This is a genomic window from Winogradskyella sp. PC D3.3 (assembly GCF_054366245.1).
The window spans coordinates 1,727,042-1,750,083 of the sequence record NZ_CM135962.1 but is presented as its reverse complement, the minus strand read 5'-3'; the positions used below and the strand labels follow the sequence as shown (position 1 = coordinate 1,750,083).

The 23,042-nt window shown below is 33.6% G+C and carries 22 protein-coding genes; 18 read left to right on the top strand and 4 right to left on the bottom strand.

What is annotated here, in order from left to right:
- Positions 1 to 35: 35 nt before the first annotated feature.
- The 4 genes from ACXGSQ_RS07455 (at position 36) to ACXGSQ_RS07440 (ending at position 3,773) form a co-directional block, all read left to right on the top strand.
- Positions 36 to 1,226, top strand: coding sequence for a pyridoxal phosphate-dependent aminotransferase (locus ACXGSQ_RS07455; protein ID WP_458628987.1), 1,191 nt, complete (start codon positions 36 to 38; stop codon positions 1,224 to 1,226).
- Positions 1,226 to 2,239, top strand: a complete 1,014-nt coding sequence (gene murB / locus ACXGSQ_RS07450) for a UDP-N-acetylmuramate dehydrogenase (protein ID WP_458628986.1) — start codon at positions 1,226 to 1,228, stop codon at positions 2,237 to 2,239. The genes ACXGSQ_RS07455 and murB overlap by 1 nt, the downstream gene beginning before the upstream one ends.
- A 197-nt stretch (positions 2,240 to 2,436) precedes the next feature.
- Positions 2,437 to 2,970 carry an RNA polymerase sigma factor gene (locus ACXGSQ_RS07445; RefSeq protein ID WP_458628985.1) on the top strand — a complete coding sequence of 178 codons (534 nt, stop codon included), beginning with the start codon at positions 2,437 to 2,439 and terminating at the stop codon, positions 2,968 to 2,970.
- 11 nt (positions 2,971 to 2,981) lie between these two features.
- Positions 2,982 to 3,773, top strand: coding sequence for an RNA polymerase subunit sigma-70 (locus tag ACXGSQ_RS07440; RefSeq protein WP_458628984.1), 792 nt, complete (start codon positions 2,982 to 2,984; stop codon positions 3,771 to 3,773).
- Positions 3,774 to 3,844: 71 nt separating this feature from the next.
- Here ACXGSQ_RS07440 and aqpZ read toward each other — a convergent pair whose 3' ends face one another.
- Positions 3,845 to 4,531 (bottom strand): aquaporin Z, encoded by a 687-nt coding sequence (aqpZ, locus tag ACXGSQ_RS07435; protein ID WP_458628983.1) that lies wholly within the window; start codon positions 4,529 to 4,531, stop codon positions 3,845 to 3,847.
- A 222-nt stretch (positions 4,532 to 4,753) separates the two neighbouring features.
- Here aqpZ and ACXGSQ_RS07430 point away from each other — a divergent pair, with 222 nt between their 5' ends.
- The 6 genes from ACXGSQ_RS07430 (at position 4,754) to ACXGSQ_RS07405 (ending at position 10,923) form a co-directional block, all read left to right on the top strand.
- A complete protein-coding gene (locus ACXGSQ_RS07430) occupies positions 4,754 to 4,957 on the top strand; it encodes a membrane or secreted protein (RefSeq protein ID WP_458628982.1) in 204 nt (67 codons plus the stop codon).
- A gap of 6 nt (positions 4,958 to 4,963) precedes the next feature.
- Positions 4,964 to 6,076, top strand: coding sequence for a glycosyltransferase (locus tag ACXGSQ_RS07425; protein WP_458628981.1), 1,113 nt, complete (start codon positions 4,964 to 4,966; stop codon positions 6,074 to 6,076).
- Positions 6,067 to 6,612 carry an RNA polymerase sigma factor gene (locus tag ACXGSQ_RS07420; protein WP_458628980.1) on the top strand — a complete coding sequence of 182 codons (546 nt, stop codon included), beginning with the start codon at positions 6,067 to 6,069 and terminating at the stop codon, positions 6,610 to 6,612. Before ACXGSQ_RS07425 ends, ACXGSQ_RS07420 begins: the two co-directional genes overlap by 10 nt.
- Before the next feature lie 140 nt (positions 6,613 to 6,752).
- Positions 6,753 to 7,625 carry a lipoyl synthase gene (lipA, locus tag ACXGSQ_RS07415; protein WP_458628979.1) on the top strand — a complete coding sequence of 291 codons (873 nt, stop codon included), beginning with the start codon at positions 6,753 to 6,755 and terminating at the stop codon, positions 7,623 to 7,625.
- Positions 7,625 to 8,641 (top strand): type I glyceraldehyde-3-phosphate dehydrogenase, encoded by a 1,017-nt coding sequence (gap, locus tag ACXGSQ_RS07410; protein WP_458628978.1) that lies wholly within the window; start codon positions 7,625 to 7,627, stop codon positions 8,639 to 8,641. Before lipA ends, gap begins: the two co-directional genes overlap by 1 nt.
- A 29-nt stretch (positions 8,642 to 8,670) precedes the next feature.
- Positions 8,671 to 10,923, top strand: coding sequence for a tetratricopeptide repeat-containing hybrid sensor histidine kinase/response regulator (locus ACXGSQ_RS07405; protein WP_458628977.1), 2,253 nt, complete (start codon positions 8,671 to 8,673; stop codon positions 10,921 to 10,923).
- On the opposite strand, the gene lpxK is transcribed toward ACXGSQ_RS07405, so the two are convergent.
- Positions 10,916 to 11,914: a tetraacyldisaccharide 4'-kinase gene (gene lpxK, locus ACXGSQ_RS07400; RefSeq protein ID WP_458628976.1), complete on the bottom strand. Its 999-nt coding sequence runs from the start codon at positions 11,912 to 11,914 to the stop codon at positions 10,916 to 10,918. The genes ACXGSQ_RS07405 and lpxK overlap by 8 nt on opposite strands.
- Before the next feature lie 128 nt (positions 11,915 to 12,042).
- Between lpxK and ACXGSQ_RS07395 the strand changes: the two genes are divergently transcribed.
- The 3 genes from ACXGSQ_RS07395 (at position 12,043) to msrA (ending at position 14,724) form a co-directional block, all read left to right on the top strand.
- Positions 12,043 to 13,137: a Nif3-like dinuclear metal center hexameric protein gene (locus ACXGSQ_RS07395; protein WP_458628975.1), complete on the top strand. Its 1,095-nt coding sequence runs from the start codon at positions 12,043 to 12,045 to the stop codon at positions 13,135 to 13,137.
- A 2-nt stretch (positions 13,138 to 13,139) separates the two neighbouring features.
- Positions 13,140 to 13,925, top strand: a complete 786-nt coding sequence (locus ACXGSQ_RS07390) for a zinc ribbon domain-containing protein (protein WP_458628974.1) — start codon at positions 13,140 to 13,142, stop codon at positions 13,923 to 13,925.
- Positions 13,926 to 14,061: 136 nt separating this feature from the next.
- The gene (gene msrA, locus ACXGSQ_RS07385; RefSeq protein ID WP_458628973.1) at positions 14,062 to 14,724 is read left to right on the top strand and encodes a peptide-methionine (S)-S-oxide reductase MsrA; all 663 of its coding nucleotides are present in this window, start codon (positions 14,062 to 14,064) and stop codon (positions 14,722 to 14,724) included.
- 43 nt (positions 14,725 to 14,767) lie between these two features.
- Here the strand turns inward: msrA and ACXGSQ_RS07380 are convergent, their stop codons facing one another.
- A complete protein-coding gene (locus ACXGSQ_RS07380; protein ID WP_458628972.1) occupies positions 14,768 to 15,568 on the bottom strand; it encodes a class I SAM-dependent methyltransferase in 801 nt (266 codons plus the stop codon).
- A gap of 39 nt (positions 15,569 to 15,607) precedes the next feature.
- Here ACXGSQ_RS07380 and ACXGSQ_RS07375 point away from each other — a divergent pair, with 39 nt between their 5' ends.
- Positions 15,608 to 16,297: a hypothetical protein gene (locus ACXGSQ_RS07375; protein WP_458628971.1), complete on the top strand. Its 690-nt coding sequence runs from the start codon at positions 15,608 to 15,610 to the stop codon at positions 16,295 to 16,297.
- 169 nt (positions 16,298 to 16,466) lie between these two features.
- On the opposite strand, the gene ACXGSQ_RS07370 is transcribed toward ACXGSQ_RS07375, so the two are convergent.
- Positions 16,467 to 17,849, bottom strand: coding sequence for a sensor histidine kinase (locus ACXGSQ_RS07370; protein ID WP_458628970.1), 1,383 nt, complete (start codon positions 17,847 to 17,849; stop codon positions 16,467 to 16,469).
- Between the two features lie 151 nt (positions 17,850 to 18,000).
- On the opposite strand from ACXGSQ_RS07370, the gene kynU reads away from it, so the two are divergent.
- From kynU to ACXGSQ_RS07350, 4 genes are all read left to right on the top strand, one after another.
- On the top strand, positions 18,001 to 19,275 hold the full coding sequence (gene kynU, locus ACXGSQ_RS07365; RefSeq protein WP_458628969.1) for a kynureninase: 1,275 nt from the start codon (positions 18,001 to 18,003) through the stop codon (positions 19,273 to 19,275).
- A gap of 66 nt (positions 19,276 to 19,341) precedes the next feature.
- Positions 19,342 to 20,739, top strand: a complete 1,398-nt coding sequence (locus ACXGSQ_RS07360) for an FAD-dependent oxidoreductase (protein WP_458628968.1) — start codon at positions 19,342 to 19,344, stop codon at positions 20,737 to 20,739.
- Between the two features lie 270 nt (positions 20,740 to 21,009).
- Positions 21,010 to 21,447 carry a RidA family protein gene (locus ACXGSQ_RS07355; protein WP_458629337.1) on the top strand — a complete coding sequence of 146 codons (438 nt, stop codon included), beginning with the start codon at positions 21,010 to 21,012 and terminating at the stop codon, positions 21,445 to 21,447.
- 72 nt (positions 21,448 to 21,519) lie between these two features.
- Positions 21,520 to 22,959: an aldehyde dehydrogenase gene (locus ACXGSQ_RS07350; RefSeq protein WP_458628967.1), complete on the top strand. Its 1,440-nt coding sequence runs from the start codon at positions 21,520 to 21,522 to the stop codon at positions 22,957 to 22,959.
- Positions 22,960 to 23,042 lie beyond the last annotated feature (83 nt).

Sequence of the window (23,042 nt, the reverse complement as noted above, 5' to 3'; positions counted from 1 at the left end):
TTTTTCAGAACTTAGCATTTTAAAACCAATACCAAATGCCATCAATATCAAACAAAGGCATCCACATGCCAGAATCGCCAATTAGAAAATTGGTACCTTATGCTGAAGAAGCTCAAAAAAAAGGAAAAAACATTTACTACCTTAATATAGGTCAGCCAGATATAAAAACTCCTCAAGTCGCACTTGATGCTATAAAAAATAACACCCTCGAAACTTTGGCGTATAGTAGATCTGAAGGCTCTGAGAGTTATAGACTAAAAATAGCGGAATATTATAAGCGCAATTCAATTGAGGTTTCTCACAACGATATTATAGTTACAACAGGCGGTAGTGAAGCACTTTTATTTGCTTTTGGAAGCATTATGGACGAAGGTGACGAAATCATCATTCCTGAGCCATTTTATGCTAATTACAACGGCTTTTCAACCGCTTCTGGAGTGAATGTTGTTCCTGTAATTTCTAAAATTGAAGATAATTTTGCATTACCACCGATTGAAGCGTTTGAAAAATTAATTACACCAAAAACAAAAGCCATATTAATTTGTAATCCAGGAAACCCTACAGGTTACTTATACTCTAAGGAAGAAATAAAACAGCTTGCCGCTATTGTAAAAAAACATGATTTATTTTTAATTGCAGACGAAGTATACCGAGAGTTTGTGTACGATGGCGCTGAACATTATTCTATTTTACAAGAACCAGGCTTAGAAGAACACGCTATTGTTATTGATTCGGTTTCTAAACGCTATAGCATGTGCGGTGCACGAATTGGTTATTTAGTGTCAAAAAACAAAGAATTTACAAAAACTGCTTTAAAATTTGCACAAGCAAGATTGAGTCCTCCTACTCTAGCACAAATAGCAAGTGAAGCAGCATTAGAGACACCTCAAAGTTATTTTGATGATGTAAAAGCCGAATACGTAAAACGCAGAAACACACTTATTTCAGCGTTAGAAAAAATTGAAGGAGTCAAAGTAGCAAAGCCAAATGGAGCTTTCTATTGTATTGCAGAATTACCAGTAAAAAATTCAGATCATTTTGCCAAATGGCTTTTAGAATCCTTTGATTATAATAACAACACTGTAATGGTGGCTCCTGCAGCAGGTTTCTATTCAACTCCTGGAGTTGGTTTAAATCAAATCCGTATTGCTTACGTTTTAAATAATGACAGTTTAAAAACAGCCGTTAAGATCTTAGAAGAAGCATTAAAAGTATATAAAGACTAATGACTATTATCAACAATGCTTCTTTAAAATCGTTTAACACCTTTGGTATTGATGCTAAAGCGCAATCGTATTGTGATATTAGCTCAATAGAAAGCCTTTGTACCGTTTTAAAAAACAATAATAACGCTCCAATATTTGTTTTAGGCGGAGGAAGTAACATGTTGTTAACTAAAGATATTGAAGCCTTAGTGCTTCATATTAATTTAAAAGGTATTGAAGTTCTTAGTGAAACTGAAAACACTGTTATTATTAAAGCCATGGCTGGTGAAAACTGGCACAACTTTGTGCTTTGGTGTCTAAAGCACAACTACGGAGGTATAGAAAACTTAGCTCTTATTCCTGGTAATATTGGCACAGCTCCAATTCAAAATATTGGCGCTTATGGAGTTGAACTTAAAGATGTTTTTGAAAGCTGTGAAGCACTAAAAATACACGACCAAACCATAAAAACCTTCTCAAAATCGGATTGCAACTTTGGTTATAGAGAATCTATATTTAAACAAGAGCTAAAAGGACAATTCATAATTACAAGTGTAAATATTCGACTGACAAAGAAAAACCATCAATTACACACTGATTATGGCGTCATTAGAAATGAATTAGAATCGAAAAGCATTAGCAAGCCAACGATTCAAGACATTTCAAATGCAGTAATTGCGATTAGAAAAAGTAAATTACCAGACCCAAAAGAAATTGGTAACAGTGGAAGTTTTTTCAAGAATCCTATAATTTCATCAGAAGATTTTAATGAATTAGAACGTCATTTCCCAGAAGTACCATCTTATAAAATATCAGATGACGCCATAAAAATACCGGCAGGATGGCTCATTGAAAAAGCAGGATTTAAAGGTAAACGCTTTAATGATTACGGTGTTCATAATAAGCAGGCTTTAGTTTTAGTAAACTATGGAGATGCCACAGGACAAGAAATTTATGAATTAGCACAATTAATTCAAAAAACGGTCAAGCGGTTATTTAATATTTGTATTGAAACTGAAGTGAATATTATATAAAGCAAAAGTCACAATTTGAATTGTGACTTTTGAATTTAGAATAATTTTTATGATATTGCTATTAATCAACCTCCTATGAAGATAAAACCATTCTAATACTTTAAATTGAGCACCGTTGTTAGGTGTATTTAATTATATTTACGTTCAGAAATTCAATTAGGACGTTTTAAAAATCACAAAAACAAGACTTTAACATTTTGAGTATAACACCTACAGAACAAAATATTATTGATTATCTCCAAAAAGGAGATAAACGTGCCTTGAATTTATTGTATGAAAATTATTCAAATAGCCTTTATGGTGTTATCTTAAAAATTACAATTAATGAAGAAGTTGCTCAAGATGCTTTGCAAGAAACCTTTATTAAAGTATGGAAAAACCACTCAAAGTACGATCCTTCCAAAGCAAAACTCTTTACTTGGTTATTTAGAATAGCCCGCAATACCGCTATAGATAAACTAAGAAGTTTTAATAATCGCTACCATAAAGAAGTCCAAATTGAAACTTCTAACGTATATATCTTACCAACAACAAATTTTAACGAAGATGTCATGGACATTAAAAAGCATGTTGGAGGGCTAGAAGAAAAATATCAAATTGTGTTAGATGCCTTGTTTTTTCAGGGTATGACACAACAAGAAGCTAGTGACGAATTAGACATTCCGCTAGGCACTATTAAATCTAGATTAAAAATAGGATTGAGAGAACTGAAAAAAGTTTACAATCCATAAATTATTTGATCATGGAAAAAAAATTACACAACTTTTTAAATTCTGACTTACTTAATAAGTATTTGGTCGGAGACCTTTCTTTGGAACAATCCGAAGAAGTAGAACACTTTATTTCTACTTATCCTGAAGCCGCGCAAGCTTATGAAAAACTTCAAGATAATTTAGAAATTATAGCAAAAGCAGGTGCTGTTGATGCACCTGATTATATTTTAGGAGATATTTTAGAATCTATAGAAGCACCTAAAGACACCAAAGTCACTCCATTAGCGCAAAACAAAAAAACACCTTGGTATAGCATCGCTGCAAGTGCTGCCGCTATAATGTTTGGAGTCACCTCATTTATGCTCTATCAGAAAAACGTAGATTTAAATAGCGAAAACAATGTTGTTGTTGAAGAGATTTTTGACCTTAGAAGTGATATTGAAAAAAATAATTCTAAATTAGAAGAACTCTCTAGAGAGTTATTAAAACTCAATAACCCAGATTCTAAAAAATATGTGATTAATGGTAACGAACGAGCGAAAAACTTAAAAACAGTTGCCTACATTAATCCGGTTGAAAAAACGTCTATGATTGATGTTATTACGTTGCCTCAATTACCCAAAGAGCAACAATATCAAATTTGGGCTGAATTACAAGACCGTATGGTTAACTTAGGTATTTTAGATGAATCTGACCGTAAGTTGAAACAGATTCCATACATGGAAGATGCCTTAGCACTAAGTATTAAAATTGGTACTAAAGGAGATAGTGCAAGCGAAAACGACACGGAAGTTGCTGAAATTTCTTTAAAAGAAAACTAAATTTAGTTAATTAATCCTAAAAAAGAGGCGCAATTTAAATTGCGCCTCTTTTTGTTCAAAATCTAAAAAAATTATGCTTTCTCAAAGAATGATTTGTGAATAATACCACCAATAATAGCACCTACAATTGGAGCAACCCAAAATAACCAAACCTGTGATAAATAAGCACCATCGGCAAAAATAGCCTGACTTAATGATCTGGCAGGATTTACAGATGTATTTGTAATAGGAATACTTATTAAGTGTATTAACGTTAACGCCAATCCAATAGCAATTGGAGCAAAACCTTTAGGAGCTCTAACATTAGTACTTCCTAAAATAACGATTAAAAAGAATGCTGTTAAAACGACTTCTGCAACTAACGCCGACATCATATTAAAACCTCCAGGAGATAAAGCATCGTAACCATTAGCAGCAAAACCACCTACTCCATCAAAACCAGATTTACCTGATACTATAAGAAATAAAACAGCAGCCGCAGCAATAGCTCCAACAACTTGAGCAACAATATAACCTAATAAATCTTTAGCTTCAAACTTTCCTCCAGCCCATAGCCCTATTGACACAGCAGGATTAAAATGACCTCCAGAAATGTGACCAACAGCAAAAGCCATTGTTAATACAGTAAGACCAAATGCCAACGCAACCCCTAGAAATCCAATTCCTAATTCAGGGAAACCAGCTGCAAATATTGCACTACCACAACCACCAAACACAAGCCAAAATGTTCCGAAGAACTCAGCGAATAATTTTTTCATAATTCTTAAATTAATTAGTTAGTAAAAATATTTATTTAGTAATAAGACACAGATTCAACAAGTTAAGTCACACCAAAATAAGTAAAGAATAAATGTAAAAGCATTATCTTTGCAATAAACTTATTCATTTAAGTGAAACATCTTTAATTTCAGATTTAATATGAATATGGAATGACTAAAGGTGTTCCTATCTGGCAATTAAAACATAATAGATATCAACAGATGAAATTACTATTTCTTACATTAGGATTATTAGCTCTAGCAGTAGCAGGAATCGCTATAAAAATATGGGCAAAAAAAGACGGCAAATTTGCAGGTACTTGTGCAAGCCAAAACCCAATGCTAAACAAAGAAGGTGAAGCTTGTGGTTTTTGTGGAAAATTACCAGAGGAATACAAAGACTGTAGCGCACCTCAACATTCTTAAGTATTAATGACAATTCCCTCAATACTATTTTACGCATTTATTGCGGTAGTTAGTATTCAAGTCGCATATTACCTTAGTTTTCTTTTCGCTTTCAGCATCAAACGTGCCGAAAACCGATTAAAAAAACACATCCCAATATCACTAATTATTTGTGCTAAAAATGAAGCCGAAAATCTAAGAAAAAATATTCCTTTAATATTAGAGCAAGCTTATTCAAATTTTGAGATTGTCTTAGTTAACGATAGTTCGTTTGACGATTCCTTAGAAATCATGAAAGATTTTAAAGCTAAACACAACAACATAACGCTTGTTGATGTAAAAATTAACGAAGCCTTTTGGGGAAATAAAAAATACGCTCTCACCCTAGGTATAAAAGCCTCTAAACATGATTTCTTAGTATTTACAGATGCCGATTGTACGCCTAACTCAAAAGATTGGTTAGCTCAAGTGAGTAGCCAGTTTTCTAATGAACACGCCATTGTATTAGGCTATGGAGCTTATGCAAAAAAGAAATTATCCTTTTTAAACAAGATTATACGTTTTGAAACGGTAATGACTGCTTTACAATATTTTTCTTATGCCCAAATGGGAATCCCCTATATGGGAGTTGGTAGAAATATGGCTTACAGAAAAGACTTATTTTTCAATAACCGCGGATTTAATAATCATATGTCTATTAAGTCTGGTGATGACGATTTGTTTATTAATGAAGTCGCCAATGCTTCTAATACAGCCCTCTGCTTCACCAAAGAAAGTTTCACTATTTCAGAGCCTAAAACCTCTTTTAAAGCATGGATTCTTCAAAAACGAAGACATATAAGTACAGCGCATTTTTATAAACTTAAACACAAATTCCTATTAGGCGTATTCTATATCTCGCAATTATTATTCTGGGTTTTGGGAATTTCACTTTTAATGATAGGCTTTTCTTGGCCATGGATGGTTTCATTAATTGGACTACGATTAGCCATTCAATGGTTATGTTTTGGATTTACAGCGAAAAAATTTGAAGAAACCGACTTAATTATTCTCATGCCAATTTTAGAATTAGTTCTCATTACTTCACAATTAAGTATCTTTATCACTAATCTGATATCTAAGCCAAAACATTGGAAGTAAAAGAAGCCATAAGCAAAGCAAAAAATAACAATCAAATAGCATTCAATTTTCTCCTTGATAAATATTGGAACGACGTCTATGCATTTCAACTTAAACGTACGCTAAACGAAAATGATGCTGAAGACATTACCATTCAAACATTCTCTAAAGCTTTTGATAAGATAGACACTTATAATGAAGACTATAAGTTTAAAACTTGGCTTATCACTATTTCGAAAAACATTCATATCGATCTCGTTCGAAAACAGAAAAATACAATTAATAATACTTCAAAAGATAATGACAATAACTATTTTGACATTATTGATGATTCACCAACCCCTGAAGATAAAATTATAACAGAACAAAATCTTGCGAATCTATTGCGCGACATAAAAAAACTAAAACCACATTATCAAGAAGTTATCAACTTAAGATATTTTCGAGAATTGAGTTATAAAGAAATTTCAGAAGAACTAAACGAACCGATTAATAACGTAAAAGTGAAACTTTTGAGAGCAAAAAAACTACTCGCTGCAATTATTACAAAATCCTAAGCTTTTTAACATATAACAGCCGTAATTCATTAAATAATTATAAAGGTTAATGCTCTATTTTTCTTATTCAGCATCCATCATTCCAATCAACTGATTTTAGTATTTACTTTGTATCTTTGCTTTTAGAAATTGATAATTGCATGGAAACGAAAGTTGCTTCAAATATTTTACCAGAACGAAAGCCCAAATGGTTAAGAGTTAAATTACCTACAGGTAAAAAATACACCGAACTAAGAACCTTAGTTGACAAGTATAAATTAAATACCATTTGCACCTCTGGAAGTTGTCCAAATATGGGTGAATGCTGGGGAGAAGGAACAGCTACGTTTATGATTTTAGGAAACGTATGCACACGTTCGTGCGGATTTTGTGGTGTTAAAACTGGTCGTCCCGAAACGGTAGATTGGGATGAACCAGAAAAAGTTGCACGCTCTATAAAACTCATGCAAATTAAGCATGCCGTTTTAACAAGTGTCGATCGTGATGATTTAAAAGATATGGGAAGTATCATGTGGGCAGAAACGGTAAAAGCTGTAAGACGTATGAATCCTGAAACGACATTAGAAACGTTAATTCCAGATTTTCAAGGAGTTGAAAAACATATCGATCGTATTATTGAGGTAGCACCAGAAGTTGTATCTCATAATATAGAAACCGTAAGACGTTTAACTCGTGAAGTTAGAATACAAGCCAAATACGATCGTAGCCTGGGTGTTTTAAAATATTTAAAAGCACAAGGACAACGCAGAACGAAATCGGGCATTATGCTAGGTTTAGGTGAAGAACGCGAAGAAGTTATACAAACACTACACGACTTAAGAGCTCACGATGTCGATGTCGTAACGATAGGTCAGTATTTACAACCAAGTAAAAAGCACTTACCCGTAAAACAGTTTATAAATCCGGACCAATTTAAAGAATATGAAGAAATTGGTTTAGACTTAGGGTTTAGACATGTAGAAAGTAGTGCCTTAGTAAGATCATCTTACAAAGCCCAAAAACATATTAATTAATGATTACTATAGCCATCAACGGTTTTGGAAGAATTGGCCGTCGTGTATTTAGACTTGCATTAGAACATCCACAAATACAAGTTGTTGGGATTAATGATTTAGCTGATGCTAAAACTTTAAGCCATTTATTAAAATATGATAGTATTCACGGTGTTTTAAAAGACACCGTTTCATTTGATGAAAATCATATTATTGTAAATAATATTTCAATTCCCCTATTTAGAGAATCGCACCCAAAAGCTATTAATTGGTCTAAAGTTCAACCAGACTTTGTTGTAGAATCCACCGGTAAATTTAAAACAAAGGCGGAACTTCAACATCACATAACAAATGGTGCTAAGCGTGTGATTTTATCAGTCCCACCTTTAGAAGATGACATCAAAACCATTGTGTTAGGAATTAATGATGATAGCATAGATGGCTCCGAAACGATATTATCTAATGCCTCTTGTACAACTAATAATGCCGCACCTATGATTGCCTTAATAAAAGCACATCTAGGAATAAAACAAGCGTATATTACAACCATACATTCTTATACAACAGATCAAAGTTTACACGATCAACCTCATAAAGATTTAAGACGCGCTAGAGCTGCTGGACAATCTATTGTACCTACCACAACAGGAGCAGCAAAGGCTTTGACTAAAATTTTTCCAGAATTATCAGATGTCATAGGAGGGTGTGGCATTAGAGTACCTGTTGCAAACGGTTCATTAACAGATATAACGATAAATGTTGAGAAACCAACTTCCATTAAAGACGTGAACGCCATTTTTAAAAATGCGGCAAATAATGAATTAAAAGGTATTTTAGAATATACTGAAGACCCTATTGTCTCTATTGATATTGTTGGCAATTCACATTCTTGTATTTTTGATGCCCTAATGACCTCAGTTATAGGCAATATGGTAAAAATAGTAGGATGGTATGATAATGAAACAGGGTACAGCTCACGAATCTTAGATTTAATTTGCAATTTATCGGACAAAAAAGCACTTTTGTCTAGTAAATAATTATATTTGTTCAAATTAACCTGAGTTGAATGTCCCATATCAAATATTACATATTTGTATTTTTAGCATGTTTTTATGGTTTTATATTCGCACAGCAAGACAGTGTAGAAGACAAAGACCTTCTTACATTACGACTTCAAAACCGCGTAGATCAAGCCAAATTTGATAGTGAACGAGGTAATTATTATAATGCCAAGGACAACTTAGACAAAGCTTTAGCTATTGCAGAAAAAATTGACGACAAATCTAGCCAAGGTAAAATTCACACCAAAATTGCTAAAGTTCAATTTCTAGTTAATGAAAAAGAACAGGCTAATATTTCTCTGAATAAAGCTATACAGATTCAACGCGAGGCCAATGATTATAACAACCTGGCCATTACATATAATATTAAAGGCGTTATTTATAGTACGCTTGGTGAGTACAAAAGTGCCTTAGGTTACTTCACTTCTGCAAGAAACCTATTTGAACAACAAAATTTAGAAGAATACACTTCAGATGTTACACTTAATGAAGCAAAAGTATTAATCGCTCAAAAAAAATACGAAGAGGCTAAAATAAAGCTCGAAAGAACGATAGTAATAGCTAAAAAGTACGACGAGAAATACGAACAAAAACGACGCCTAAGTAGTGCCCTCATACAAAGTGGAAAAGTATATAGCGCCCTCAACAATCCTAAAATGGCACTCGTTCAAACTGAAGCTGGTTTAGAGATTGCCGAATCACACAAAATTATAGAAAATATAAATGAAGCTTTTTTAACACTTAGTGATATTCATGAAAAAAATGGGAATTATAAAGACGCTCATGAGTACATTAAAAAACATATTCACTTATCAGACTCTATTTTAAATGTCAAAAGAGAAAACTTAGCTCCTGGTATATCAGGTGAAACTATCAATAATTATAAGGATGCCCAAAATGCACAATTAAAAGCTCAAATTGATGAAGTAAGTGCAGAAAGTGCTTTTACCCGAATTACAACTATACTCAGTATTGCTTTAATTACAATTTTATCACTCTTAACATTATCGCTATATAAAAACAATAATATAAGACTGAATACCAACACTATGCTTCATAAAAAGAACGATGAACTTATTGTTGCTAAAGAAAAGGCAGAATTGGCCTCTAAAACCAAAGCCAACTTCTTATCTACGGTTACCCATGAATTGCGTACACCATTGTATGCCGTAACAGGTCTTACAAATATGTTATTGGATGAAGACCCAAAAGAACATCAAATACCACATTTAAAATCATTAAAATTCTCAGGTGATTATCTTTTAACCTTTATTAATGATATTCTTCAAATTAATAAAATTGAAGCTAATAAAGTTGAAATAAATCCAGAACACTTTAACCTTAAAAATAAATTAGAAAATGTAATCTCGGCACTAAGTAATTCTGCTAAAGATCAAAACACTACAATTCATTTTGACTATGAAGATAGTTTACCTGAAACATTTGTTGGAGACCAATTAAAAATTTCCCAAATCCTAATAAACCTACTAGGAAATGCTATTAAATTCACTAAAAACGGAGACATTTGGGTAAGAACGTACAAAGTTGACTTAAAAGACAATATGTACAACATACGCTTCGAAATTGAAGATAATGGTATTGGTATTACAAAAGAAAAACAAGAACACATGTTTGAGAGCTTCTCTCAAGGCTCTGTACAAATCAATAGAAAGTATGGAGGTACTGGTCTAGGCTTATCAATTGTAAAAGGACTTATTCAAATTCTGAAAGGAAAAATCCATTTAAAGAGTGAGCTAGGCAAAGGCACAACATTCTTTTTCGAAATTCCATTAGAATATGTTGAAGTTGTTGACAAAACCGAAGTAGAAGAAGTTAAAAAAGTTAATAAGATGGAAGGATTGGATTTAAGCAACGTTAAGATTCTTATTGTAGAAGACAACAAAATCAATCAAATGATTACCAAAAAGATTCTAAACAAAATGAATCTTTACTGTGATGTTGTCGACAATGGAGAAGCTGCTGTAGAACAAGTTAAACACACTGCATACGATATCGTTTTAATGGATATTCATATGCCAGGTATTAGTGGATTAGAAGCCACTAAAATCATTAGAACATTTGATAAAGAACTTACCATATTTGCACTAACGGCTGTAACCCTAGAAGACAAAATGCACGAATTTGGAGACGCTGGTTTTGATGACATCATATCCAAACCGTTTAAACAAGACGATTTTGAAGATAAATTGCATGCCGCACTTTCTGGAGAAAAAATAATATCGAGCTACTTTAATTAATAAAGCTTTTTACAACTGTTTTAAATTCCGCTGCTTTATCTAATTTTATTTCAATAGGTAAATAATACAATTTATCTTTTAAACTTCTATAACCGCTTAATCTTACATAATCCTTTTCCGTTGTAAGTATTAAAGTTTTCAATTTCAAATTTTCGATATCACTAGTTCTAAAATTATAATGATCACTAAACTCTAAATGATCAAAGGTCAATCCTTTTTCCACTAAAAAGTCTACTAATGGTTTTGCGTTTGCAATACCTGTCACCAATGTAAATTTTGGTAATTGAGCTAATTCTAAGGTGCTCGATTCTGAAATAACATGTGAAGCATAATCTACATAACTAAAAAATAACTGTTGATTCCTTTTTAAATTTAAGGCCAAAGCAATTTCCCCCTTTTCAACATCGCCAATCTTCTTATCACATTTTGTTACAACAACCAAATCAGCACGTTTAGCACCAGACCTTGGTTCTCGCAAATTACCAGTAGGTAACACAATATCTTTTGAATAGAGATTATGATAAGCCGTTAAAAGAATATTAAAGCCCGCTTTTACTTTTCTATGCTGAAAGGCATCATCCAATAACACCACTTCGGGTTGTGGCTGTAACGTTCTAAGTGTTGCAATACCATGTTGCCTATCGGCATCAACAGCAACACGAACGTCCTTAAACTTTCGATAAAACTGAAACGGTTCATCTCCAATAGTATCTGCGTTTGCATTATCATCTGCTAAAACAAAACCTTCCGTTTTTCGTTTGTAACCTCTACTTAATGTCGCTAATGATGTTTCATCCTTTAGAAGCCTAATTAAATATTCTATCATTGGTGTTTTTCCTGTTCCACCTGTACTTAGGTTACCTACACAAATCACAGGAAAATCATAAGCCTTAGACGGTTTAAACCCAACATCATACAACCAATTACGCAACCACGTAATGATGAAATAAATTGGCACAATAGGAAACAATATGATGCGGATAATCTTCATGTGTTTTTATTTATAGCATATTTTTGTTCTATGGAGCATCACATTACCCATTGTACTCTAAAGGCAATATAGACGAATGATGGTTCACAAGAACTAAATTATATTATTTTTGAAACAAATATACACTTATGATTATACAAGACGTAATTAATCACCTGCACAACTTAGCACCTTTGGCTTATGCCGAAGATTTTGATAACGTCGGACTTTTGGTTGGTGATACAAATAAAAAGGTTACAAATATTTTAGTCACATTAGACACGCTTGAAGCTGTTGTTGACGAAGCCATTGAAAACAACTGTAATTTAATTGTCAGTTTTCATCCTATCATATTTTCAGGATTAAAAAAATTAACCGGAAAAACCTACGTAGAGCGTGTGGTTATAAAAGCCATTCAACATAATATTGCTATTTTTTCTATTCACACTGCCCTAGACAATGCACACCAAGGAGTCAATTCTATTATTTGCGATCAATTAGGCTTAATTAATAAAAGGATACTTATACCACAATCTGGTACCATAAAAAAATTACTAACCTATGTTCCTAAAGCAAATGCAGAAGCATTGAGAAAGGCTTTATTTAATGTAGGTGCCGGACATTTAGGAAATTACGAATCTTGCAGTTTTAATATGGAAGGAAAAGGCACATATTTAGGCAATGAGGACTCTAATCCTGTCATAGGCAAAAAAGGAGAATTCCATACAGAAACAGAAATCGCTATTTCAATTACTTTCAAAAAGCATTTAGAATCCAAAATTTTAAAAACACTTTTTGAAACACACCCATATGAAGAAGTTGCTTATGAAATTACCACGTTAGAAAATACCAATCAACATATCGGCATAGGCATGGTTGGCGAGCTAGAAACCCCATTAAAAACCATTGATTGTCTTCATTTTATTAAAACTAAAATGCAAACTGAGTGTATTAGGCATTCAAAACCCGTAAGTGACACCATTAAACGTATTGCAGTACTAGGAGGATCGGGAAGTTTTGCCATTTCTGCTGCAAAAGCCGCAAACGCTGATCTTTTAGTCACTGCAGACTTAAAATATCACGATTTTTTTAGTGCAGAAAACGCTATTGTTTTAGCAGATATTGGACATTATGAAAGCGAACAGTTCACAAAATCGTTTTTAGTAGACTATCTCTCGAAAAAAATCACTAATTTTGCAATCATTTTATCAAAGACAAATACAAATCCGATAAAGTATTTATAATTATGGCAAAAAAAGCTGAAGTTTCTGTTGAAGAGCGATTAAGAGCACTATATGATTTACAATTAATTGACTCTAGAGTAGACGAAATAAGAAATGTCAGAGGAGAACTACCTTTAGAAGTTAGAGATTTAGAAGACGAAGTTGAAGGGCTTAACTTAAGAATGGAAAAGCTAAATGATAGCCTAACTATTATTGATGATGAGATTAAAGGTAAGAAAAACCTAATCGAAGAAGCCAAAACTTTAATCAAAAAATATAGTGAGCAACAGAAAAATGTTAGAAATAACAGAGAATACAACTCACTAACTAAAGAAATTGAATTTCAAGAATTAGAGATTCAATTGGCAGAAAAGCACATTAAAGAATTTAAAGTTCAAATAGAACAGAAAAAAGAAGTTATTTCTGAAACTAAAGATCGTTTAAAAGACCGTACTGCGCATTTAAAGCACAAAAAAGGGGAACTTAATGAAATTCTAAAGGAAACTGAAAAAGAAGAAGATGCTTTAATCAGCAAATCTTTAGATTTTCAGAAGAAAATTGATGATCGTTTAGTAAAAGCATACCTCAGAATTAGAAACAATGTTAAAAATGGTTTAGCTGTTGTTGCAATTGAGCGTGGTGCATCTGGTGGATCTTTCTTTACGATTCCTCCTCAAGTACAAGTAGAAATTGCTTCGCGTAAGAAGGTCATTACTGATGAGCATAGTGGACGTATCTTAGTTGATGCTGCTTTAGCTGAAGAAGAAAAAATAAAAATGGATAAATTATTTGCTAAACTTAGCAAATAATCATTCCTCACATATTTATATTTAAGCCTTTGCAACAGCAAAGGCTTTTTTATTTGTTATACTCTAAAACCTATTTAATAATTAGTATTAAGGACTCCTATTTTTTTACGACTATACTCCTAAAGAAAAATTAAATATGAAAAAATTACTCAGTCTTTTAACTATTGCCTTATTTTTTAGCTGTCACAATCAAGCACAAGTTACGCCTAAACAACAATCCGTAATCGATACAAAACCTATTGTCGTACCACTACAAGATGGTAAAGCAAGAGCTTATTTTGCTAGTGGTTGCTTTTGGTGTGTTGAGGCCATTTTTGAAAGCGTAAAAGGGGTTGATGAATCTATTTCGGGTTACGCTGGTGGACACACAGAAAATCCAACATACGAAGACAGTAACACTGGCAGAACCGGCCACGCAGAAGCTGTAGAAATTATTTATGATCCTGAAGTTGTAAGTTTCGCAGATTTAGTAGATGTTTATTTTGGATCTCAAAATCCGACACAAGTTAATGGTCAGGGACCAGATCATGGCTCGCAATACCGCTCTATTATCTTTTATCAAAACAATGAACAAAAGCAAATCATAGAAGATAAAAAAGCAGCATTAGCCAAAGAATTAGATGCCACTATAGCTGCTGAAGTTTATCCTTTTCAAAAATTTTGGGTTGCAGAAGATTACCACCAAAACTATGAACGCTTACATCCTAATCAAGGCTACATAAGAAATGTTTCTATTCCGAGATTAAATAAATTCAAAGCGAAGTTCCCTGAGTTATTAAAAGATAGTAAAAAACACTAATGCAACAGACCTGTCATGTTTTAAAAACCTGACAGGTCTTAAGTTAAACCTTAGTCGCCTTCAATTCAAATATCATAGGAAACAATTGATTTTTCATTTTATACATCCCGGATTCCGTTTTTATTAAATCTGGAAACACATCATAAGGACTTTCGTCATATTCATTTAAATAGTTTATTTGTAATCCGGCTGCAATCAAAGCATTGACAACCTCACTCAAACCATGATTCCAACCATATTCTTTACTTACCATTTTTGAATCTTGATTAGCATAAGTTCCCTCATATTCATCATAAATCACATCATCTTGATTGTAATGATAGGTCATTATGGATTTACCATCAGTGTACTCAAACATCCATGCAATAGGGTGAAATTCTACAATATAAAACGTACCACCAACGTTTAAACGTTCGGATATCATTTTAGCCCAAGGCTTTAAATCGGGTAACCAACCAATAGTGCCATAGCTTGTAAAAACAATATCAAACGTTTTAGATACATATTTAGACGTTTCTAAAACATTGCAACAAATAAATTCAGCATCAAGCTGTAATTCGTCATTTAGTTGTTTTGCTAATTTCACACCTTCATCACTCAAATCAATACCAATACATTGAGCTCCCATCCGACTCCAACTTAACGTGTCTTGACCAAAATGACATTGTAAATGCAATAACGACTTGCCTTCTACGTTCCCTAAAGCTTTCAACTCATAAGGCATAAGTGATGTTTTTCCTTTCTTAAAAGCCTCTAGATCGTACATTTCACTTTGTGCATGTACAGCCACTTTAGCGTTCCAAGTCGCTTTATTAACTTCAAAATAATTCGTATTCGCTTTCATAGTTGATTAATTTCGCATGTAATTTAAAACAACTTTATTATGAAATCATTATATATTGGTTTAATCTGCTTGTTACTTGTCTCAAATTGTAAATCTGACGCACCACAAATCACGTTAAAAGACAACAAAAAAGAATTATCTATAGCTGAAAAAATTGCGAGTGCTCATGGTTTTGAACATTGGATAAATGTATCAGAGGTAAAATTCACTTTTCAAGTCGATAGAGATACAATAAAAGGAAGTGGACGATCTTGGATATGGCAGCCTAAAACGGACAACGTGATTATGATAGCCAGCAAAGACACCATTAGCTACAATAGAAACAAAGTTGATAGCACACATATTAACACAGACAGTGCTTTTATTAATGATAAATTCTGGCTTTTCGTTCCGTTTCAATTGGTGTGGGATTCCTCGGCAACAATTTCTGAACCTAAAAAAATGCTAGCTCCAATTAGTAAAAAAGAACTACATATGATAACCTTAACCTATCCTAACGAAGGAGGCTACACTCCAGGGGATGCTTATGATATCTTTTACGATGAGCAGTTTATTATAAAAGAATGGATTTATAGAAAAGGGAATTCCGTAGAACCGTCATTAACAACGACATTTGAAAATATAAAGCATTACAAGGGCATTAAGATTGCGACTAACCACAAGCAAGCGGCTGACCATTGGAATCTTAATTTTACGGACATAGAGATTACTTTGGACAAACAAAAATAAGACCGTATTTTTGCTATCTATAATGTAAGATTCGCGTTCTAAGTTTTAACTTAAAATCGCATAGCTTACATTTTCCGCACATAGTGCGCCTATATATAAAAAGCACTTCTACTTTTTAGTTGAAGTGCTTTCTTTTTTATATTGAAAACTAGAGATGCCTGCCGTTAATCTATGCTAAATCAATATCTATACTAAATTTAAAAGCTGTTCCTTCACCTACTACACTTTCTATAATCAAACAGCCTCCTAACATTTCTACATAAGCCTTAGATATAGAAAGACCAATACCAGAACCATGAAGTGCATTTTTGTTTTCAATATCAACTTGATAGAACGGATTAAGAATAATTTCTAATTTATCATCAGGAATACCGATACCTGTATCTTTTACAATAAATTGAAATTGCGACTTACTTTTATCGACATTACAGGTAAGAGAAATACGCCCCCCTTCTGAAGTATACTTAATTGCATTTTCTACTAAATGTCTTAAGACAACTGTAAATTTATCATGGTCTGAGTTGACAATACTGTCTTGAGGAGATATAAAATTATTTAAAGTAAAATCAACACCTTTTAATTCTGCATCAATTAAAAACACATTATAAACGCCATCAATACAGTCATTAATATTAAATGTCGATTTGTTAATCGTCATTAACCCTGTTTCTATTTTTGAGATACTTAAAATATCAGTTATAGCATCTAACAACTCCTTACCATTACTTTCAATAACATTAAGGTATTCGTTAAAGTCTTTATCGTCTGTATGGTACGATTTCAAAAGTTCAGCACAACCAAGAATACCATACATAGGCGTTCTAATTTCATGACTCATATTGGTTAAAAACGCCGACTTTAACTGATCCGATTCTTCTGCTCGTTCTTTAGCTATTAGCACATTTCTATGCTTCTCAATAAGCTCTTCTTGAAGTTGACTTTCTTTTAATAACGAATGATGCAAGTGATCAACTAAAAAAGACACCGAAAAAACCGTTAATAATCCAAAGACTATATTATTAATAAAAACCACAAATAAAATTTCTATAGGAGACTCCGGAAAAAATTGAAAATCTATACCTTCAAAAAAGTCAATAAACAATACTATAACATAAAATACTGCAGACATTAAAACCGAAATAACACCAGCTCTTTTACCACTATAAAGCGTTATTAAAACACTAAGCATAAAAAGTAAAATAGTACCGTTGCCATTAAGCCCTAAATCAACAGTTAAAGCAGAAGATAACAAAAACAAATTAATAGAAAATAGGGTTTTCTTTGTTGCTAAACGCATTCGTTTATTAATAAACAAAAACAACATAACTAACACAGAAAGCGTATCGATTACAAAAACAAACCATTTCTCTAAAACAATAGCCAATACTGCACTAGGAATATAAGACATTAAACCTAAGGCAAGCGTTAGTATTAAAATAGAGACAAATAGTTTATCTCTAAAATAGGTTAAGTCTTCTTTTTTCTTTTCATTAGAAAAACCGCTATACTCAATATACCATTGGTGGTAGGATATCCAAAGTTTTTTTAGCATACAAAAAAATTATTGACTATAAATTTAGCCAAAAAAATATACGCAAAACTATTTAATTCTTTTTAATTCAGTCGTGCTTTCTACATTAATCGATTAAAGGAAATATCATATAATTATGCTATTTTTGTTACAAACCGAAAAACCTTTCAAATTGTCCAACTATAACCCGAGTCTTGAGTACGCGCAACAACAAGACAAATTAGACGAATTATCTCATTATAGAACTCAATTTCATATTCCAAAAGACAAACACGGAAATGAACTTATTTACCTTTGTGGTAACTCTTTGGGACTTCAACCCAAATCTACAAAGTCTTATATCAATCAAGAATTAGAAGACTGGGCAAATCTAGGTGTAGAAGGTCATACAGATGCCAAAACCCCTTGGTTACCATATCATGAATTCCTAACAGAAGCCACAGCAAAATTAGTTGGCGCAAAACCGATTGAAGTGGTCACCATGAACTCTTTAACGGCAAATCTGCATTTTATGATGGCGTCTTTTTACAAACCAACCAAAGAGCGTTATAAAATACTTATTGAAAGTGACGCCTTTCCTTCAGATAAATATGCGGTAGAATCGCAATTACGCCATCATGGCTATGATGATAAAGAAGGTTTAATTCTCTGGCAACCAAGAGAGGGTGAAGAATTACTAAATTATGACGATTTAGAAGCTATATTAAAAGCTCATGGTAACGAGATTGCATTAATAATGATTGGAGGTGTCAATTATTACACAGGGCAGTTTTTCGACTTTAAACGTATTACAGCCTTAGGACACAGTTATGGTTGTAAAGTCGGATTTGATTGTGCACATGGTGCCGGAAACGTTAATTTAGACTTACATAATTCTGGAGCCGATTTCGCCGTATGGTGTACTTATAAATACATGAATTCTGGACCAGGAAGTTTGTCGGGTTGTTTTGTCCATGAGCGACACGCTTACGACAAAGACCTCAACCGATTTACAGGTTGGTGGAGCCACAACAAAGACACACGTTTTAATATGCGCCATGAGTTTGATGTATTACCTGGAGCCGAAGGCTGGCAATTAAGTAATCCACCTATTTTATCAATGGCCGCCATTAAAGCGTCTTTAGATATGTTTAATGAAGTTGGTATTGAAAAACTGATTGAAAAATCGAAAAAACTAACGGGTTATTTCGAGTATTTACTGAAAGACTTAGGAGAAGATACCATAAGAATTATCACACCAGAAAATCCTGATGAACGTGGTTGTCAGTTATCCATTCAAGTTTTAAACGCTGATAAATCGTTACACGATAAATTAACCGAAGCCGGAGTCATTAGCGATTGGAGAGAACCCGATGTTATAAGATGTGCACCTGTACCATTGTATAATTCATTTGAAGATGTTTATTTGATGGTTGAAAAAATGAAAGTTATTTTGAATAAAAACTAAATGTCACCTCGAGCGCAGTCGAGAGGTCAAATTCGGTCTCGACTGCGCTCGACCAGACAGAATACTATGAAGAAACAACAAAACATATTAATCATAGGCGCAGGACTTTGCGGAAGCCTATTAGCATTAAGACTAGGACAAAGAGGGTACAACGTCACTGTGTACGAAATGCGTCCAGACCTAAGAACCACAGATATTTCAGCAGGTCGTTCCATCAATTTAGCATTTTCGGACCGTGGAAACAAAGCCATGAAACTCGTTGGTATTGAAGATAAAGTGAAAGCATTGTGCATTCCTATGAACGGCAGAATGATTCACGACAAAGAAGGCAATACGTTTTTATCTAATTACAGCGGAAGAGATTATGAATACATTAATTCCATTTCTAGAGGTGAACTCAACGGTTTACTTTTAACTGAAGCCGAAAAGCATGATAATGTCACCATTCATTTCAACAAGAAATGTAATTCTGTAGATTTCGAAAAAACCACAGCTTTATTCCAAGATTACAATTCTAAAGAAGAGTTTATTGAAGATTCAGATTGTATTATCGCCACAGATGGAGCTGGATACGCATTACGAAAAAGCTATTATTTAAGTCATAAATTCCTATTCAGTTTTTCGCAAGAGTATTTAAGTCACGGTTATAAGGAATTAACCTTTTTACCAAAAGAAGATGGTGGTTACAAAACCTATAAAAACGCGTTACACATTTGGCCAAGAAGTAGCTTTATGCTTATCGCTTTACCCAATTTAGACGGTAGTTTTACAGTCACTTTATTTTTAAGTTATAACGAAGGAGAATACAATTTCAATAATTTAACGACACCCGAATTGGTAACGGAATTCTTCCAAAAAGAATTTCCAGATGCATTAGAAATCATGCCGAATTTGGTAGAGGACTTTTTCGAAAACCCAACAGCAGCTTTAGGCACTGTAAAATGTTCCCCTTGGCATTATAAAGGCAACACCTTATTAATGGGAGATTCAGCACATGCCATTGTGCCTTTTTATGGTCAAGGTATGAATGCCTCATTTGAAGATGTGGTTGAATTTGATAAAGTACTAGATCAAAATCTAGATAATTGGGAAGCTACATTTGAAGCTTACGAGAAAAACCGAAAGAAAGATACAGATGCCATTGCCGATTTAGCCATTGACAATTTCCATGAAATGAAAGGTCATGTTGCCAATCCAATATTTCAAGAAAAACGAAAAATTGAAATGGCTTTAGAAAAAGAATTCCCTAGTGCCTATTCATCAAAATATAGTTTAGTTACCTTTAACGAAGACATTGGATACAATGAAGCCATGCTAAGAGGACGAGCACAAGACAAGGCTATTTTGAATATGTTAACTGATAAAATTATATCAACTGAAGATGATTTAAAAGACATTTTAGATAAAGTAAAAGCAGAAACTGAAGCGATTTTAGAAGATGATCGGATTGCTGGATTGCATTGATTAGTGATTAGTGATTAGTGATTAGTGATTAGTTGAAAATAAAAAACAAACTGGGATAAAAACAAGATTTAGTAAATACGAATGTCCCAAATCAATTCAAAGAATTGAACATCAAAATTCAGAAATAATGAACGAAGGAACGAAGATGCGAGGCGCAGCCTCAAGCACGAAGTTCCGAAAGCGAATGATGCTTTAGCAATTTCCTAATTTTGATTGTGATTTTTGGTTCGTTTGCATCAAGGCAAATGAACGGAATAAAAAAATAAAATGATGAGTAAAACAAATGATAAGATTCCTGCTTCCGCAGGAACAGGAGTAACACCAAGAGGAGCCTATCCACATGTAAAGCAAGTTGGCGATTTTATTTTCGTTTCAGGCACAAGTTCTCGTCGACCAGACAACACCATTGCAGGAGTTGATATTATAGACGAGATGGGAACAAAACGTCTAAACGCTTATGTACAAACGCAAGAAGTCATAAAAAACATAGAAAAGAACTTAGCCAAAGTCGGAGCAACTTTAAAAGATGTGGTTGATGTCACTTCCTTTTTAGTCAACATGAATGACTTTGCTGACTACAACAAAGCTTACGCAGAATTCTTCGAAAAAGAAACAGGACCAACTAGAACAACCGTTGCGGTGCATCAATTACCACATCCTGATTTAGTGGTTGAGATAAAGGTTATGGCTTATAAGAAAAAAGATTAAAGAACCTAGAACCAAGAATTGTAGACTTATAAATCTTGACTCTATTATCTTGGTTCTTTTATCTGAAACCACATGAACATCAAAAACTACATAAACGGTAACTTTCACAATCCAATCAACAATAACTGGATAGACAACTATAACCCTTCTAATGGTGAAGTTTACGGACAAATACCAAACTCATCAAAAGAAGATGTTGAAAATGCCTATATCGCAGCAAAATCTGCTTTTCCAACTTGGAGTAAAACGACGCTAGAAGAACGAAGCAGAATCTTAATTAAAATTTCAGAATTACTAGAAGCTAACTTACAGCGTTTTGCAGAAGCAGAAAGTAAAGACAACGGAAAACCTATTAGTTTAGCAAAAGCGGTTGATATTCCAAGAGCTGCAAGTAACTTTAGATTCTTTGGAAATGCGATTACACAATTTGCAAGTGAAAGTCATGAATCCGTAGGACAACAAGCCATAAATTACACCTTACGCCAACCGATTGGAGTTGTAGGCTGTATTTCACCTTGGAACCTTCCACTCTACTTGTTTACTTGGAAAATCGCACCAGCGCTTGCCGCAGGAAATTGTGTGGTTGCCAAACCAAGTGAAGTCACACCAATGACCGCTTATTTATTAGGCGAAATTTGTAATGAGGCTGGCTTGCCAAAAGGCGTGTTAAATATTGTTCACGGACTAGGAACCTCAACAGGACAAGCGATAATTGAACATCAAGATATTAAAGCCATAAGTTTTACAGGCGGCACAGCAACAGGAGCACATATTGCGAGAGTTGCCGCACCAATGTTCAAAAAACTATCCTTAGAATTAGGTGGAAAAAACCCAAATATCATTTTTGCAGATTGTGATTATGAAGACATGCTGAATACAACGGTTCGTTCATCGTTTGCAAATCAAGGACAAATCTGTTTATGTGGCAGTCGCATTTTTGTAGAAGCCTCTATTTATGAGAAATTCAAAACAGATTTTGTCGCTAAAGTAAAAGCGTTAAAAGTTGGGCATCCATCAAACGAAGACACTAATATTGGTGCTTTAGTATCTAAGCCGCATTTAGAGAAAGTAAAAGACTATATTAAAATCGCTAAAAACGAAAATGGAGTTGTGTTATGCGGTGGTAATGAAATTACCGTTAAAGGTTATGAAAACGGTTATTATTTAGAACCAACGATTATTGAAGTTCCTAATGACAACTGCAGAGTGAACCAAGAAGAAATTTTTGGACCTGTCGTCACCATTATGCCATTCAATGCTGAAGACGAGGTTTTAGAAATGGCCAACAAAGTTAAATACGGACTTTCAGCGACCCTTTGGACTAATGATTTAAAACGCACCATGAAATTAAGTCACCAATTACAAGCAGGAATTGTTTGGGTAAACACTTGGATGATGCGCGATTTAAGAACCCCTTTTGGAGGAGTAAAAGCATCTGGAGTTGGTCGTGAAGGCGGCTTTGAAGCCTTACGATTTTTTACGGAAGCTAAGAATGTTTGTATAAAATACTAGTTCCCACGAAAGTGGGAATCTCATAAATTGAAACGAAATTATTAATCATATGTCATGCTGAACACATTTCAGTATCACATTAA

What these genes read in the sequence shown, in the direction of transcription:
- ACXGSQ_RS07455 (WP_458628987.1), top strand. Translation starts at nt 36, where the DNA reads ATGCCATCAATATCAAACAAAGGCATCCACATGCCAGAATCGCCAATT.
- murB (WP_458628986.1), top strand. Translation starts at nt 1,226, where the DNA reads ATGACTATTATCAACAATGCTTCTTTAAAATCGTTTAACACCTTTGGT.
- ACXGSQ_RS07440 (WP_458628984.1), top strand. Translation starts at nt 2,982, where the DNA reads ATGGAAAAAAAATTACACAACTTTTTAAATTCTGACTTACTTAATAAG.
- aqpZ (WP_458628983.1), bottom strand. Translation starts at nt 4,531, where the DNA reads ATGAAAAAATTATTCGCTGAGTTCTTCGGAACATTTTGGCTTGTGTTT.
- ACXGSQ_RS07430 (WP_458628982.1), top strand. Translation starts at nt 4,754, where the DNA reads ATGAAATTACTATTTCTTACATTAGGATTATTAGCTCTAGCAGTAGCA.
- ACXGSQ_RS07425 (WP_458628981.1), top strand. Translation starts at nt 4,964, where the DNA reads ATGACAATTCCCTCAATACTATTTTACGCATTTATTGCGGTAGTTAGT.
- lipA (WP_458628979.1), top strand. Translation starts at nt 6,753, where the DNA reads ATGGAAACGAAAGTTGCTTCAAATATTTTACCAGAACGAAAGCCCAAA.
- gap (WP_458628978.1), top strand. Translation starts at nt 7,625, where the DNA reads ATGATTACTATAGCCATCAACGGTTTTGGAAGAATTGGCCGTCGTGTA.
- ACXGSQ_RS07405 (WP_458628977.1), top strand. Translation starts at nt 8,671, where the DNA reads ATGTCCCATATCAAATATTACATATTTGTATTTTTAGCATGTTTTTAT.
- lpxK (WP_458628976.1), bottom strand. Translation starts at nt 11,914, where the DNA reads ATGAAGATTATCCGCATCATATTGTTTCCTATTGTGCCAATTTATTTC.
- ACXGSQ_RS07395 (WP_458628975.1), top strand. Translation starts at nt 12,043, where the DNA reads ATGATTATACAAGACGTAATTAATCACCTGCACAACTTAGCACCTTTG.
- ACXGSQ_RS07390 (WP_458628974.1), top strand. Translation starts at nt 13,140, where the DNA reads ATGGCAAAAAAAGCTGAAGTTTCTGTTGAAGAGCGATTAAGAGCACTA.
- msrA (WP_458628973.1), top strand. Translation starts at nt 14,062, where the DNA reads ATGAAAAAATTACTCAGTCTTTTAACTATTGCCTTATTTTTTAGCTGT.
- ACXGSQ_RS07380 (WP_458628972.1), bottom strand. Translation starts at nt 15,568, where the DNA reads ATGAAAGCGAATACGAATTATTTTGAAGTTAATAAAGCGACTTGGAAC.
- ACXGSQ_RS07375 (WP_458628971.1), top strand. Translation starts at nt 15,608, where the DNA reads ATGAAATCATTATATATTGGTTTAATCTGCTTGTTACTTGTCTCAAAT.
- ACXGSQ_RS07370 (WP_458628970.1), bottom strand. Translation starts at nt 17,849, where the DNA reads ATGCTAAAAAAACTTTGGATATCCTACCACCAATGGTATATTGAGTAT.
- ACXGSQ_RS07360 (WP_458628968.1), top strand. Translation starts at nt 19,342, where the DNA reads ATGAAGAAACAACAAAACATATTAATCATAGGCGCAGGACTTTGCGGA.
- ACXGSQ_RS07355 (WP_458629337.1), top strand. Translation starts at nt 21,010, where the DNA reads ATGAGTAAAACAAATGATAAGATTCCTGCTTCCGCAGGAACAGGAGTA.
- ACXGSQ_RS07350 (WP_458628967.1), top strand. Translation starts at nt 21,520, where the DNA reads ATGAACATCAAAAACTACATAAACGGTAACTTTCACAATCCAATCAAC.